Source organism: Metapseudomonas cellulosilytica, assembly GCF_049334135.1.
Taxonomy (GTDB): Bacteria; Pseudomonadota; Gammaproteobacteria; order Pseudomonadales; family Pseudomonadaceae; genus Metapseudomonas.
This window is the reverse complement of sequence record NZ_JBHZGN010000002.1, coordinates 94,139-106,935: the sequence shown is the minus strand read 5'-3', so window position 1 is coordinate 106,935 and position 12,797 is coordinate 94,139. Positions and strand designations below refer to the sequence as shown.

Sequence of the window (12,797 nt, the reverse complement as noted above, 5' to 3'; positions counted from 1 at the left end):
TTTACCATCAGCGGCTCAACTACACTCCTTGGCCATTTCAATCAGCTGGAGAGTCACCATGATCAAGTCCCGCGCCGCCGTGGCCTTCGCGCCCAACCAGCCGCTGCAGATCGTCGAAGTGGATGTAGCGCCGCCCAAGGCCGGCGAAGTCCTGGTGCGGATCGTGGCCACCGGCGTCTGCCACACCGATGCCTATACCCTGTCCGGCGCCGACTCCGAAGGTGTGTTCCCCTGCATCCTCGGCCATGAAGGCGGCGGCATCGTCGAAGCCGTCGGCGAGGGCGTCACCTCGGTGGCGGTGGGTGACCACGTGATCCCGCTCTATACCCCCGAATGCGGCGAGTGCAAGTTCTGCAAGTCCGGCAAGACCAACCTCTGCCAGAAGATCCGCGCCACCCAGGGCAAGGGCCTGATGCCCGACGGCACCACCCGCTTCTCCTACCAGGGCCAGCCGATCTACCACTACATGGGCACTTCGACTTTCTCCGAGTACACCGTGCTGCCGGAAATCTCCCTGGCCAAGGTGCCCAAGGACGCGCCCCTGGAAAAGGTCTGCCTGCTCGGCTGCGGCGTGACCACCGGTATCGGCGCGGTACTCAATACCGCCAAGGTGGAGGAGGGCGCCACAGTCGCCATCTTCGGCCTGGGCGGCATCGGCCTGGCGGCGATCATCGGCGCCAAGATGGCCAAGGCCAGCCGTATCATCGCCATTGACATCAACCCGGCCAAGTTCGAGATCGCCAAGCAACTGGGCGCCACTGACTTCGTCAATCCCAAGGAGCACAGCAAGCCTATCCAGGAGGTCATCGTCGAGCTGACCGATGGCGGAGTGGACTATTCCTTCGAGTGCGTCGGCAACGTTCAGCTGATGCGCGCGGCCCTGGAATGTGCACACAAGGGTTGGGGCGAGTCGGTGATCATCGGCGTGGCCGGCGCCGGCCAGGAGATCAGCACCCGTCCGTTCCAGCTGGTGACCGGCCGCGTCTGGCGCGGCTCTGCCTTCGGTGGCGTCAAGGGCCGCAGCGAGCTGCCGAGCTACGTGGACAAGGCGCAGAAGGGCGAAATCCCACTGGATACCTTCATCACCCATACCATGGGGCTGGACAAGATCAACGAAGCGTTCGACCTGATGCACGAAGGCAAGAGCATCCGTTCGGTCATCCACTACTGATAGCGGCTAGCTTCAAGCTGCAAGCAACAAGTCAGAGCCCAGCCCCGGCGCGCGGAGGGGGCTCTTGACCGCTTGCAGCTTGTGGCTTGCGGCTTGGAGCTGCACCTATGACCCTCGAAATCGTTTCCAGCAACAAGAGCTTCGGCGGCTGGCACAAGCGTTATCGCCATCGCTCCAGCAGCCTCAACTGCGACATGGTGTTCGCCGTCTACCTGCCGCCCCAGGCTGAGCAGGGCGCGAAGCTGCCGGTGCTCTACTGGCTGTCAGGCCTGACCTGCACCGACGAGAACTTCATGCAGAAGGCCGGCGCGCAGCGCCTCGCTGCCGAGCTGGGATTGATCATCGTCGCTCCCGACACCAGCCCGCGCGGCGCGGATGTTCCGGGCGACCCCGATGGCGCCTGGGACTTCGGCCTGGGCGCCGGTTTCTACCTGAATGCGACCCAGGAACCCTATGCCCGGCACTACCGCATGCATGACTACGTGGTGCACGAGCTGCCGACGCTGATCGAGGCCAATTTCCCGGTTTCCGATAAGCGTGGCATCAGTGGCCATTCCATGGGCGGTCACGGGGCACTGGTCTGCGCCCTGCGCAACCCCGGGCGTTACCAATCGCTATCGGCATTCGCCCCCATCAGCAATCCCATGGCTTGCCCCTGGGGCGAGAAAGCCTTCAGTCGCTACCTGGGTGAAGACCGCGCCCGCTGGCGCGATTGGGATGCCAGCGTGCTGCTGGCCGAGGCACGTGAACGCCTGCCGATACTGGTCGACCAGGGCGACCGCGACGACTTCCTCGTCAACCAGCTCAAGCCCGAAGCCCTGCAAGCCGCGGCCAAGGCAGCCGGTCACCCGCTGACTCTGCGCCTGCAGCCGGGCTATGACCACAGCTACTATTTCATCGCCAGTTTCATCGATGACCACCTGCGGCATCACGCCGAAGCCCTTAAGGGCTAACTCCCGTCAAAGCGGGTAGAATCGCGCCCTGACTTTTCAGGGCGTACTTCTGACTATGCGAATTGGCCACGGTTACGACGTACACCGCTTCGGCGAGGGCGATTTCATCACCCTGGGCGGTGTGCGCATTCCCCACAAGTTCGGGCTCATCGCCCATTCCGATGGCGACGTGCTGCTGCACGCCCTCAGCGATGCGCTGCTGGGTGCAGCCGCGCTGGGCGACATCGGCAAGCACTTTCCGGATACCGACCCGCAGTTCAAGGGGGCCGACAGCCGTGCGCTGCTGCGCCATGTGCTGGCCCTGGTGAAGGCCAAGGGCTGGAAGGTCGGCAATGTCGACGGGACCATAGTTGCCCAGGCGCCGAAGATGGCGCCGCACATCGAGGCCATGCGCGCCAACATCGCCGCCGACCTCGAGGTCGAGTTGGACCAGGTCAACGTCAAGGCCACCACCACCGAGAAGCTCGGCTTCACTGGCCGCGAGGAGGGCATCGCCGTGCATGCGGTGGCCCTGTTGCTGCAGGCATGATCGAACTCGAATTGCTGGGCCCGCGTGCCCATGGCGAGGCCCTGGGGCAGGCGCAGTTGAAGGCGACGGCGGAGGACTTCCAGGTCGATGAGGTGCTGGATATCCCCCTGGCCGGCGAAGGCGAGCATCTCTGGCTCTGGGTCGAAAAGCGCGAGCTGAATACCGAGGAGGCGGCGCGGCGTATCGCCCGCGCGGCCGGTGTGCCATTGCGGGTGGTCAGCTACGCCGGGCTCAAGGACCGTCAGGCCCTGACTCGCCAGTGGTTCAGCCTGCACCTGCCGGGCAAGGCCGATCCGGACTTGTCCGCCGCCGAGAATGCCAACCTGCGCATCCTCAAGAGCGAACGCCACAAGCGCAAGCTGCAACGCGGCGCCCATTCGGCCAATGGCTTCACCCTTCGCCTGACTCGCCTTGCGGCCGATCGCCAGGCGCTGGACGTACGTCTGAAGCGCCTCGCGGAAGCCGGCGTGCCCAATTACTTCGGCCTGCAGCGCTTCGGCCATGGCGGCGGCAATGTCGTCGATGCCCGCGACTTTGCCGAACGCAAGGAACTGCCGGTGCAGCGCAACCTGCGTTCGCGGCTTCTCTCGGCGGGACGCAGTTTCCTGTTCAACCGGGTGTTGGCCGAGCGGGTCGCCGCCGGCACCTGGAACCAGGCCCAGGTCGGCGACCTGCTGGCGTTCACCGACAGCCGCAGCTTCTTTGCGGCCGGCGAGGCGGAATGTGTCGATCCGCGTCTGGCGCAACTCGACCTGCACCCGACCGGCCCGCTCTGGGGCGCCGGTCCGTCCCCCGCAGCGGGAGGCACTCAGGCCCTGGAGCACGGCGTGGCGCAAGCTGAGCAGGCACTTTGCCACTGGCTCGCCGAAGCGGGACTGGCGCACGAACGGCGCATCCTCCGCCTCCCCATTGGCGGCCTGACGTGGCATTATCCCGAGCCTGACGTTCTGCAACTGGAATTCGTCCTGCCGGCTGGATGCTTCGCCACCGCAGTGGTGCGTGAGCTCGTCGATCTGCTGCCGGCAGGGCAGACGGAAAACCCATGCGCATTCTGATTTCCAACGACGACGGGGTGAATGCCCCCGGTCTCGCCGCTCTGCATGGTGCGCTCAAGGATTACGCGGACTGCGTGGTCATCGCACCTGACCAGGACAAGAGTGGCGCAAGCAGTTCCCTGACCCTGGACCGCCCGCTGCATCCCAGCACGCTGGACAACGGCTTCATCAGTCTCAATGGCACGCCGACCGACTGCGTCCACCTGGGGCTGAACGGCATGCTCGAGCAGTTGCCGGACATGGTGGTGTCGGGCATCAATCTCGGCGCCAACCTGGGCGACGACGTCCTCTATTCCGGCACCGTGGCGGCCGCACTCGAAGGGCGTTTCCTGGCCCTGCCCGCATTTGCCTTCTCGCTGCTGTCGCGCCAAGTGGACAACCTGCCCACCGCCGCCCATGTTGCCCGCCGACTGGTGGCGGCCCATGACCGGCTCGACCTGCCGCCGCGCACTGTGCTCAACGTGAACATCCCCAACCTGCCGCTGGAGCGCATCCGTGGTATTCAACTGACCCGGCTCGGACATCGGGCGCGCGCTGCGGCGCCGGTGAAGGTGGTCAACCCACGGGGGAAAGAGGGATACTGGATTTCCGCGGCCGGCGATGCCGAAGATGGCGGGCCGGGCACGGATTTCCATGCAGTGATGCAAGGCTACGTTTCCATCACGCCCTTGCAGCTCGATCGGACGTTCAACGAGGCCTTCAAGGGTCTCGACAGCTGGTTGGAGGGCCTGCTCTGATGCCCCGGGAACAGGACGACCTGATGCGCCGCGGGATCGGCATGACTTCCCAGCGTACCCGCGAGCGCCTTATCCAGCGGTTGTACGAGGAAGGGCTGTCCAACGCCCGAGTGCTCGAGGCCATTCGCCGGACACCGCGTCACCTGTTCGTCGACGAAGCATTGGCCCATCGCGCCTACGAAGACACTGCGCTGCCAATCGGCCACAACCAGACCATCTCCCAGCCTTACATGGTTGCGCGGATGACCGAGCTGCTGCTGGCAGCCGGTCCGCTGGACAAGGTGCTGGAGATCGGTACCGGTTCGGGCTACCAGACCGCGATCCTCGCGCAGCTGGTGGAGCGTGTGTTTTCCGTGGAACGTATCCAGGTCCTGCAGGACAAGGCCAAGGAGCGCTTGGCGGTGCTCAACCTGCGCAATGTGGTGTTCCGCTGGGGTGATGGCTGGGAAGGCTGGACCGCGCTGGCGCCGTACAACGGCATCATAGTGACCGCCGCCGCGGCCGAGGTGCCGCAAGCACTGCTCGATCAACTGGCCCCGGGCGGGCGCCTGGTGATTCCGGTCGGGGCCGGCGACGTCCAACAGCTGATGCTGATCATCCGTGAGGAGCAGGGGTTCGCTCGTCATGTGCTCGATGCGGTGCGTTTCGTGCCGCTGCTCCACGGCCCCCTGGCCTGAGTCCGCACCGAGGGAACCAGCGTCGCGGGCAATTTTCTGATGCATCGCAAGCTGCTCGCCTGCTGCACTTTGTGCCGCAGGCGACTGGCTCGTCCGGATATTTCCGGCACAATAACTAACACCTAGGAACGTTGGGAAAGGGGACAAGAGTGAGCCTGATGGCCATTCGGCAGAGGATCAGCATGGGGAAAGGGCTTACCTGGTTGCCCGCTATGGCCGTCGGCATCTTGCTGGCGGGCTGCTCCAGTACCCAGAAGGACGGTTTCAGCGTAGTAGACCGCAGTCAGTCGGGGACCGCCGCCCCGCAGCGCAAACCCGTCACCAGCGGCCAGTACCGGGTCCAGCGCGGCGATACCCTCTATTCCATTGCTTTCCGCTTCGGCTGGGACTGGAAGGCCCTGGCTGCACGCAATGGCATTCCAGCGCCCTACGTGATTCGCCCGGGTCAGATCATTCGCTTCGACGTTCAACCCGGCCAGTCGCGACCTGCGGTGGTTGCGACAGCTCCTGTGGCTGCCAATCCCAGGACGGGAAGCAGTGTTTCCAACCTGCCGCCTGTGCAGGCACAACAGCCGGCTGTCCGTCCGCAGACCCCGGCGCAGCAGCCAGTGGCAATCGCGCCGACGACCGCGCCGAAAGCGTCTGGAACGGGCTCTTCAGCGGGTTGGGTATGGCCGGCGAGCGGCCCTCTGATCGGGCGTTTTTCGTCAAACGGCAGTTTGAATAAAGGGATTGATATCGCTGGGGAATTAGGCCAGCCTGTCTTGGCTGCGTCAGATGGTTCTGTTGTATACGCCGGAAGTGGATTACGGGGCTACGGCGAATTGGTCATCATCAAGCACAGCGATACCTACGTAAGCGCCTACGGTCATAACCGCAGGTTGCTAGTGCGGGAGGGGCAGCAGGTCAAGGTCGGGCAGACAATTGCCGAGATGGGCTCAACGGGTACTGACCGGGTGAAGCTTCATTTTGAAATTCGCCGTCAAGGTAAGCCTGTAGATCCCCTGCAATACCTGCCACGTCGTTGATCCGTTATTCAGCCCGTTCCACCACGTGGTAAGGACGGGCTCAGGCGGCGCCAGGGATAGAAGGCTTCGCCGGGGCTTGTTGTCGAACTCAGCAAGGGACAACAACAATGGCACTCAATAAAGAAGCGCCGGAGTTTGACGTCGATGACGAACTGCTCCTTCTGGAGCCGGGGGTCATTTTGGATGATGCGTTGAGCGAGGAGAACGACGCGCCTCTGCCTACCGCCAAATCCCGACACTCAACCTCACCCAAGCAGCACAAGTACATCGACTACACCCGGGCGCTCGACGCGACCCAGTTGTACCTCAATGAAATCGGTTTCTCCCCCCTGCTAACCCCGGAAGAAGAAGTGCACTTCGCGCGCCTTGCACAGCGCGGAGATCCTGCCGGGCGCAAGCGCATGATCGAAAGCAACCTCCGCCTCGTGGTAAAGATCGCGCGACGCTACGTCAACCGCGGCCTGTCGCTGCTCGACCTGATCGAAGAGGGTAACCTCGGACTGATCCGGGCGGTGGAGAAGTTCGATCCGGAACGGGGCTTCCGCTTCTCGACCTATGCGACCTGGTGGATCCGTCAGACCATCGAACGGGCCATCATGAATCAGACGCGGACCATCCGCCTGCCCATCCATGTGGTCAAGGAGCTCAATGTCTACCTGCGGGCTGCGCGTGAGTTGACCCACAAACTGGACCACGAACCGTCGCCGGAAGAGATCGCCAACCTGTTGGAGAAGCCGGTTGATGAGGTCAAGCGCATGCTTGGGCTCAACGAGCGGGTGACTTCCGTGGACGTTTCCCTCGGACCGGATTCCGACAAGACCCTGCTGGACACCCTGACCGACGAGCGTCCGACCGACCCTTGCGAGCTGCTGCAGGACGACGACCTCTCGCAGAGCATCGACCAGTGGCTATCGGAGCTGACTGACAAGCAGCGTGAAGTGGTGGTGCGGCGCTTTGGTCTGCGTGGCCACGAAAGCTGCACGCTGGAGGAAGTGGGCCAGGAAATCGGCCTGACCCGCGAACGGGTGCGGCAGATCCAGGTCGAGGCGCTCAAGCGCCTGCGGGAAATCCTGGAGAAGAATGGCCTGTCCAGTGACGCATTGTTCCAGTAGTGCTTTCCCGATCTGCAAGAGCCCGGCTTCGGCCGGGCTTTTTTGTGGCTGGCCATGTAAGTGATTGCTTACAAAGCGCGTACGTGATTGCTGGAAGTTGCTGCTGGTGAATAGCCTGATTTGAATGAGTTGTTTCTGTAACTAGTTGATAGATAAAGAATTAATTTTGATGCTTAAGTGCTTTTCAGCCCGTCGATAGTCATTTTGGCAACTTGCTCCGGGCCTCTGGATCGTTAATATCAAACCTGCGTACAGGATGTACGCGGGTCAAAAAGGACTTTGACCAGGACATCGCCGGATGCGATTCATCAGGATGATGAGCAAGGACTACAGGGAATAGGGACAAAAGAGTGGGCGGGTACCCCCCGCCCCTTTTTTTCGTCCATAGGAAAGCAAAAGGCCCGCATATGCGGGCCTTGTTGCGTCTGGGCTGCTGAATTGGATCAGCGCTCCAGCTGCTCCAGCTTGCCTTTGACGCCATCCCATTCTTCGGCGTCGGCCAGGGCGTCCTTCTTCTCGGTGATGTTCGGCCAGACTTCGGCCAGATCACGGTTCAGCTCGATGAACTCCTGCATGTCTTCAGGCACCTCATCCTCGGAGAAGATGGCTTGCGCCGGGCATTCAGGCTCGCAGAGCGCGCAGTCGATGCACTCGTCCGGGTGAATGACCAGGAAGTTCGGGCCTTCGTAGAAGCAGTCCACCGGACAGACTTCCACACAGTCGGTGTATTTGCATTTGATGCAGTTGTCGGTGACGACGAAGGTCATTTCTATTCTTCTCCTCAAGCGGCGGCTCGGAAGCCCTCTGCATCGGGCTTCTCAGCTCTGGAACTCACGGTATCGGGGCAGGCTGTTTCCCCCGACGTGTTCCAGAGCGCGCGGGATTCTAGCAGCTTGTGCGGTCCAAGGGTTAGATGCGTGACTTCAGTGTATATAACAGCTCCAGCGCCTGCCGGGGCGTCAGATCATCCGGTTTGATCTTTGCCAATTCGTCCAGCACCGGGTGCGGCAGGCTGGCGAAGAGGTCGCTCTGCATCGGCATGCTCGGTTGTCCTGGACTTTGGCGTGGGGCCTCATGGGGCAGGCTGGTGGTTTCCAGGCGCGCCAGGTGCTCGCGAGCGCGCTGGATCACGCCGCCCGGAACCCCGGCCAATTGCGCGACCGCCAGGCCATAGCTCTGGCTGGCCGGGCCGGGCAGCACGTGGTGCAGGAACACGATGCGCTCGTTGTGCTCGGTGGCGTTCAGGTGGACGTTGGCCACCACCGGTTCGCTTTCCGGCAGCACGGTCAGCTCGAAGTAGTGGGTGGCGAAGAGGGTGAAGGCGCGCAGGCGTGCCAGGTGCTCGGCAGCCGCCCAGGCCAGCGACAGGCCGTCGAAGGTGCTGGTGCCGCGGCCCACCTCGTCCATCAGCACCAGGCTGCTGGCACTGGCGTTGTGCAGGATGTTGGCGGTCTCGCTCATTTCCACCATGAAGGTGGAGCGGCCACCGGCCAGGTCGTCGCTGGAGCCGATGCGGGTGAAGATGCGGTCCACCAGTGACAGTTCGCAGCTGGCCGCCGGCACGAAGCAGCCGATATGGGCGAGCAGCACGATCAGTGCCGTCTGGCGCATGTAGGTCGATTTACCGCCCATGTTCGGGCCGGTGATGATCAGCATGCGGGTGGCGTCGTCGAGGTCCAGGTCGTTGGCCACGAAGGGCGTATCCAGCACCTGTTCCACCACCGGGTGGCGGCCCTGGTTGATGCGCATGCAGGGCTCATCGACGAAGCGCGGGCGGTTCAGGTCGAGGTTCAGCGCGCGCTCGGCGAAGTTGCTCAGCACGTCCAGTTCGGCCAGGGCGGCGGCGGTGTCCTGCAGCGGCGCCAGTTGCTCGATCAGCAGTTCCAGCAGTTCGTCGTAGAGCAGCTTTTCCCGCGCGAGGGCGCGGCTTTTCGCGGACAGAGCCTTGTCCTCGAACGCTTTCAGTTCCGGGGTGATGAAGCGCTCGGCGCCTTTCAAGGTCTGGCGGCGGATGTAGTCCGCCGGCGCCTGCTCGGCCTGTACCCGCGGCAGTTCGATGTAGTAACCATGGATACGGTTGTAACCGACCTTGAGGTTGGGCAGGCCGGTGCGAGCTTTTTCCCGGGTTTCCAGGTCCATCAGGTATTGGCCGGCGTTCTCGCTGAGGGCTTGGAGTTCGTCGAGCTCGGCGTCGTAGCCGGTTTTGATCACGCCGCCATCGCGGATCACCGCTGGCGGGTTGTCGATGATGGCGCGGGCCAGCAGGTCGGCCAGTTCCGGATAGGTGCGGATGCTGCCGGCCAGGGTCTGCAGGTGCGGCGCTTCCAGCTCGGTCATGGCGCCTTGCAGTTCGGGCAGGGCGGCGAGGGCGTCGCGCAGGCGCGCCAGGTCACGTGGTCGTGCATTGCGCAGGCCGATACGGGCGAGGATGCGCTCAACGTCGCCGATTTCCTTCAGCTGCGGCTGCAGGGTTTCGAAGCGATAGCGATCCAGCAGGCAGTCGATGGCGTCTTGCCGAGCCTCCAGCACGGAGCGGTCGCGCAGCGGGCGGTTCAGCCAGCGGCTCAGCAAGCGGCTGCCCATGGCGGTCTGGCAGCGGTCGATCACCGACTGCAGGGTGTTGTCGCGGCCGCCGGAGAGATTGACGTCCAACTCCAGGTTGCGGCGGCTGGCGGCATCCAGGATCACGGTGTCGTCGATGCGCTCATGACGCAGGCTGCGCAGGTGGGGCAGGGCGGTGCGCTGGGTTTCTTTGGCATAGCCCAGCAGGCATCCGGCAGAGCCGATGGCCAGGGTCAGGGTTTCGCAACCGAAGCCCTTGAGGTCCTGCACACCGAACTGCTGGCAGAGGCTCTTCTTCGCGGAGTCTCGATCGAAGTCCCACGGCGCGCGGCGACGTACGCCACGGCGCTTCTCCGCGGGAAGGCCCTGGGGCCAGTCGTCCGGAATCAGCAACTCGGCCGGGTTGAGGCGTTCCAGTTCGGCCAGGAGGTTTTCCCAGCCCTTGATCTCCTGGACGCTGAAGCGGCCGCTGGTGATGTCCAGCACTGCCAGGCCGAACAGGCGTTCATCACCGAGCACGGCGGCCAGCAGGTTGTCGCGGCGTTCGTCCAGCAGCGCTTCGTCGCTGATGGTGCCGGGGGTGATGATGCGCACCACCTGGCGCTCCACCGGGCCCTTGCTGGTGGCCGGGTCGCCGATCTGCTCGCAGATCACCACCGACTCGCCGAGCTTCACCAGCTTGGCCAGGTAGCCTTCCACCGAATGGAAGGGGATGCCGGCCATGGGAATGGCCTTGCCCGCCGATTGGCCCCGAGAGGTCAGGGTGATGTCGAGCAGCTTGGCAGCCTTCTTGGCGTCCTCGTAGAAGATCTCGTAGAAGTCGCCCATGCGGTAGAACATCAGCTGGTCCGGATGCTGGTTCTTCAGCCTCCAGTACTGCGCCATCATGGGTGTGTGTTCGCTGAGATCGCTCATTGCCTGGCCTTGCGTGCAAAAGGCGCTAGTGTACGGTATCCCGCTGGCCCGCTTTAACCCCGGAGTGCACATGACCGTTACCGAAGATGAGCTGACTTTGCTGGCCGCCCGGCTGGGCGAGGAACTGAAGGCGCGCGGCGAACTGGTGAGTACTGCGGAGTCCTGCACGGGCGGCGGTATCGCCGAAGCCATCACCCGTATTCCCGGCAGCTCGGCCTGGTTCGAGGCGGGCTACGTCACCTATTCCAATGTGCAGAAAACCGAGCAGCTCGCAGTGCCGGCCGAGTTGTTTCCGCAGGTGGGAGCGGTCAGTCGCGAGGTGGTCGAGGCGATGGTGCGTGGTGCCCAGCAGCGCAGCGGGGCGCGTTTCGCGGTGGCTGTCAGCGGCGTCGCCGGACCCGATGGCGGCTCCCCGGAGAAACCCGTCGGCACCGTCTGGCTGGCCTGGGGCGATGGCGCCGAGATCGAGGCCGTGCGCCGCCAGTTCCCGGGTGATCGCCTGGCGGTTCGCCAGCAAGCGGTGACCGAGGCCCTCAAGGGGCTGATCCGACTAGCTGCAGGAGAAAAAGCCGCCCAGGGGTAGGCGAGCGACTTGCCCTATGGAATAATACTGTCTACTTATACAGTTGTTGGTGGCCGCCAGGCCCTCTTGATTTTAGTGAGGACTTCAATGGACGAGAACAAGAAGCGCGCCTTGGCTGCTGCCCTGGGCCAGATCGAGAAGCAGTTCGGCAAAGGCGCGGTCATGCGCATGGGCGACCACGATCGTCAGGCCATTCCGGCCATTTCCACCGGCTCCCTGGGCCTGGACATCGCCCTCGGCATCGGCGGCCTGCCGAAAGGCCGTATCGTCGAGATCTACTATTCACGTCCAGAAAATCGGTTCATATGATCGATTGAATGATTTAGAGTGATCTGCAGGTCGGTCACAGCACCCAAACCAGTTCAGGTAAAAGCTTAAGCGAGGGCGGACGATGGAAGCCAACAAAAAGAAGGCGCTAGATGCGGCTTTGTCGCAAATCGAGAAGCAGTTCGGTAAAGGCGCAGTGATGCGAATGGGCGAAGAGCCAAGAGAACCTATTCCGGCTGTTTCAACTGGCTCTCTCGGACTTGATATTGCGCTTGGTATTGGTGGAGTACCCGAGGGGCGTATAATAGAGATTTACGGACCCGAAAGTTCTGGTAAGTCCACTTTATGTTTGCAAATTGTCGCGCAAGCACAAAAGCTAGGAAAGACCTGTGCATTTATAGATGCCGAGCATGCGCTTGATCCACTGTATGCGGAAAAGCTGGGAGTAGATCTTGATAGCTTGTTGGTATCGCAACCGGATACGGGCGAACAAGCATTGGAAATTACCGATATGCTCGTGCGATCCGGCTCTGTCGGAGTCATTATCGTCGACTCGGTAGCTGCATTGGTACCGAAGGCTGAAATCGAAGGCGAAATGGGCGACTCGCACGTAGGACTCCAAGCGCGCTTGATGTCTCAAGCGTTGCGCAAACTGACTGCAAGTGTGAAACAGACCAATACCATCCTAGTCTTTATTAACCAGATTCGCATGAAGATCGGTGTGATGTTCGGCAACCCCGAAACTACAACCGGGGGAAATGCACTTAAGTTTTATTCTTCTGTTCGAATTGATATTCGCCGCACCGGTGCCGTTAAGGATGGCGAGACCGTGATCGGTAGCGAAACGCGCGTTAAGATCGTAAAAAATAAGGTGGCCCCGCCGTTTAGACAGGCAGAATTCCAGATCATGTATGGTGCTGGAATCTACAAGATGGGCGAGCTTATCGATCTAGGTGTGCAAGAGAAGCTGATTGAAAAGTCAGGTGCTTGGTACAGCTATCAGGGCAACAAAATCGGCCAGGGTAAGGCAAACGCTGCGCAATGGCTGCAAGATAATGAGTCGACTGCACAAGAAGTTGAGAAGCTGATCCGAGATAGACTGCTTAGTGTCACTCCAGCAGCCAAGCCAATTGGTAGCTCAATTTCTGAAGTTCCAGAAGTCGAATATTGATCGACGCGTAAGGCAGCACCATTTGGTGCTGCCTACA

Annotated in this window: 13 protein-coding genes; 11 read left to right on the top strand and 2 right to left on the bottom strand. The window is 62.3% G+C overall.

All coding sequences use genetic code 11. The annotated features are described in order from the left end of the window. Positions 1-58: 58 nt before the first annotated feature. The 8 genes from ACFW0H_RS02630 to rpoS all read left to right on the top strand — a co-directional run bounded on the left by ACFW0H_RS02630 (position 59) and on the right by rpoS (position 7,262). Positions 59-1,171: an S-(hydroxymethyl)glutathione dehydrogenase/class III alcohol dehydrogenase gene (locus tag ACFW0H_RS02630; protein WP_422912344.1), complete on the top strand. Its 1,113-nt coding sequence runs from the start codon at positions 59-61 to the stop codon at positions 1,169-1,171. Positions 1,172-1,278: 107 nt separating this feature from the next. Continuing rightward, positions 1,279-2,124, top strand: a complete 846-nt coding sequence (gene fghA, locus ACFW0H_RS02625; RefSeq protein ID WP_422912343.1) for an S-formylglutathione hydrolase — start codon at positions 1,279-1,281, stop codon at positions 2,122-2,124. Positions 2,125-2,179: 55 nt separating this feature from the next. After that, positions 2,180-2,653 (top strand): 2-C-methyl-D-erythritol 2,4-cyclodiphosphate synthase, encoded by a 474-nt coding sequence (ispF, locus tag ACFW0H_RS02620; RefSeq protein WP_422912342.1) that lies wholly within the window; start codon positions 2,180-2,182, stop codon positions 2,651-2,653. Continuing rightward, positions 2,650-3,708: a tRNA pseudouridine(13) synthase TruD gene (gene truD / locus ACFW0H_RS02615; RefSeq protein ID WP_422912341.1), complete on the top strand. Its 1,059-nt coding sequence runs from the start codon at positions 2,650-2,652 to the stop codon at positions 3,706-3,708. The genes ispF and truD overlap by 4 nt, the downstream gene beginning before the upstream one ends. Beyond that, on the top strand, positions 3,696-4,445 hold the full coding sequence (surE, locus tag ACFW0H_RS02610; protein WP_422912340.1) for a 5'/3'-nucleotidase SurE: 750 nt from the start codon (positions 3,696-3,698) through the stop codon (positions 4,443-4,445). The genes truD and surE overlap by 13 nt, the downstream gene beginning before the upstream one ends. Next, entirely contained in the window at positions 4,445-5,122 is a 678-nt protein-coding gene (locus ACFW0H_RS02605) for a protein-L-isoaspartate(D-aspartate) O-methyltransferase (RefSeq protein ID WP_459077282.1), read from the top strand. The genes surE and ACFW0H_RS02605 overlap by 1 nt, the downstream gene beginning before the upstream one ends. 149 nt (positions 5,123-5,271) lie before the next feature. Then, positions 5,272-6,150, top strand: a complete 879-nt coding sequence (locus ACFW0H_RS02600) for a peptidoglycan DD-metalloendopeptidase family protein (RefSeq protein WP_422912339.1) — start codon at positions 5,272-5,274, stop codon at positions 6,148-6,150. A gap of 107 nt (positions 6,151-6,257) precedes the next feature. Next, positions 6,258-7,262: an RNA polymerase sigma factor RpoS gene (gene rpoS, locus ACFW0H_RS02595; RefSeq protein ID WP_271408894.1), complete on the top strand. Its 1,005-nt coding sequence runs from the start codon at positions 6,258-6,260 to the stop codon at positions 7,260-7,262. 443 nt (positions 7,263-7,705) lie between these two features. Here the strand turns inward: rpoS and fdxA are convergent, their stop codons facing one another. Further along, positions 7,706-8,029 (bottom strand): ferredoxin FdxA, encoded by a 324-nt coding sequence (gene fdxA, locus ACFW0H_RS02590; RefSeq protein ID WP_077527701.1) that lies wholly within the window; start codon positions 8,027-8,029, stop codon positions 7,706-7,708. Between the two features lie 142 nt (positions 8,030-8,171). After that, the gene (gene mutS, locus ACFW0H_RS02585) at positions 8,172-10,712 is read right to left on the bottom strand and encodes a DNA mismatch repair protein MutS (protein ID WP_459077284.1); all 2,541 of its coding nucleotides are present in this window, start codon (positions 10,710-10,712) and stop codon (positions 8,172-8,174) included. A 97-nt stretch (positions 10,713-10,809) separates the two neighbouring features. On the opposite strand from mutS, the gene ACFW0H_RS02580 reads away from it, so the two are divergent. The 3 genes from ACFW0H_RS02580 (at position 10,810) to recA (ending at position 12,760) form a co-directional block, all read left to right on the top strand. After that, entirely contained in the window at positions 10,810-11,322 is a 513-nt protein-coding gene (locus ACFW0H_RS02580; protein WP_422912337.1) for a CinA family protein, read from the top strand. An 87-nt stretch (positions 11,323-11,409) separates the two neighbouring features. Then, complete coding sequence (locus ACFW0H_RS02575; RefSeq protein WP_422912336.1) at positions 11,410-11,631, top strand: hypothetical protein; 222 nt, start codon at positions 11,410-11,412, stop codon at positions 11,629-11,631. 82 nt (positions 11,632-11,713) lie between these two features. Next, positions 11,714-12,760 (top strand): recombinase RecA, encoded by a 1,047-nt coding sequence (gene recA, locus ACFW0H_RS02570; RefSeq protein ID WP_422912335.1) that lies wholly within the window; start codon positions 11,714-11,716, stop codon positions 12,758-12,760. The last annotated feature ends 37 nt before the right edge of the window (positions 12,761-12,797 follow it).

What these genes read in the sequence shown, in the direction of transcription:
- truD (WP_422912341.1), top strand. Translation starts at nt 2,650, where the DNA reads ATGATCGAACTCGAATTGCTGGGCCCGCGTGCCCATGGCGAGGCCCTG.
- ACFW0H_RS02575 (WP_422912336.1), top strand. Translation starts at nt 11,410, where the DNA reads ATGGACGAGAACAAGAAGCGCGCCTTGGCTGCTGCCCTGGGCCAGATC.
- ACFW0H_RS02630 (WP_422912344.1), top strand. Translation starts at nt 59, where the DNA reads ATGATCAAGTCCCGCGCCGCCGTGGCCTTCGCGCCCAACCAGCCGCTG.
- mutS (WP_459077284.1), bottom strand. Translation starts at nt 10,712, where the DNA reads ATGATGGCGCAGTACTGGAGGCTGAAGAACCAGCATCCGGACCAGCTG.
- fdxA (WP_077527701.1), bottom strand. Translation starts at nt 8,029, where the DNA reads ATGACCTTCGTCGTCACCGACAACTGCATCAAATGCAAATACACCGAC.
- fghA (WP_422912343.1), top strand. Translation starts at nt 1,279, where the DNA reads ATGACCCTCGAAATCGTTTCCAGCAACAAGAGCTTCGGCGGCTGGCAC.
- ACFW0H_RS02580 (WP_422912337.1), top strand. Translation starts at nt 10,810, where the DNA reads ATGACCGTTACCGAAGATGAGCTGACTTTGCTGGCCGCCCGGCTGGGC.
- surE (WP_422912340.1), top strand. Translation starts at nt 3,696, where the DNA reads ATGCGCATTCTGATTTCCAACGACGACGGGGTGAATGCCCCCGGTCTC.
- recA (WP_422912335.1), top strand. Translation starts at nt 11,714, where the DNA reads ATGGAAGCCAACAAAAAGAAGGCGCTAGATGCGGCTTTGTCGCAAATC.
- ACFW0H_RS02605 (WP_459077282.1), top strand. Translation starts at nt 4,445, where the DNA reads ATGCCCCGGGAACAGGACGACCTGATGCGCCGCGGGATCGGCATGACT.
- ispF (WP_422912342.1), top strand. Translation starts at nt 2,180, where the DNA reads ATGCGAATTGGCCACGGTTACGACGTACACCGCTTCGGCGAGGGCGAT.
- rpoS (WP_271408894.1), top strand. Translation starts at nt 6,258, where the DNA reads ATGGCACTCAATAAAGAAGCGCCGGAGTTTGACGTCGATGACGAACTG.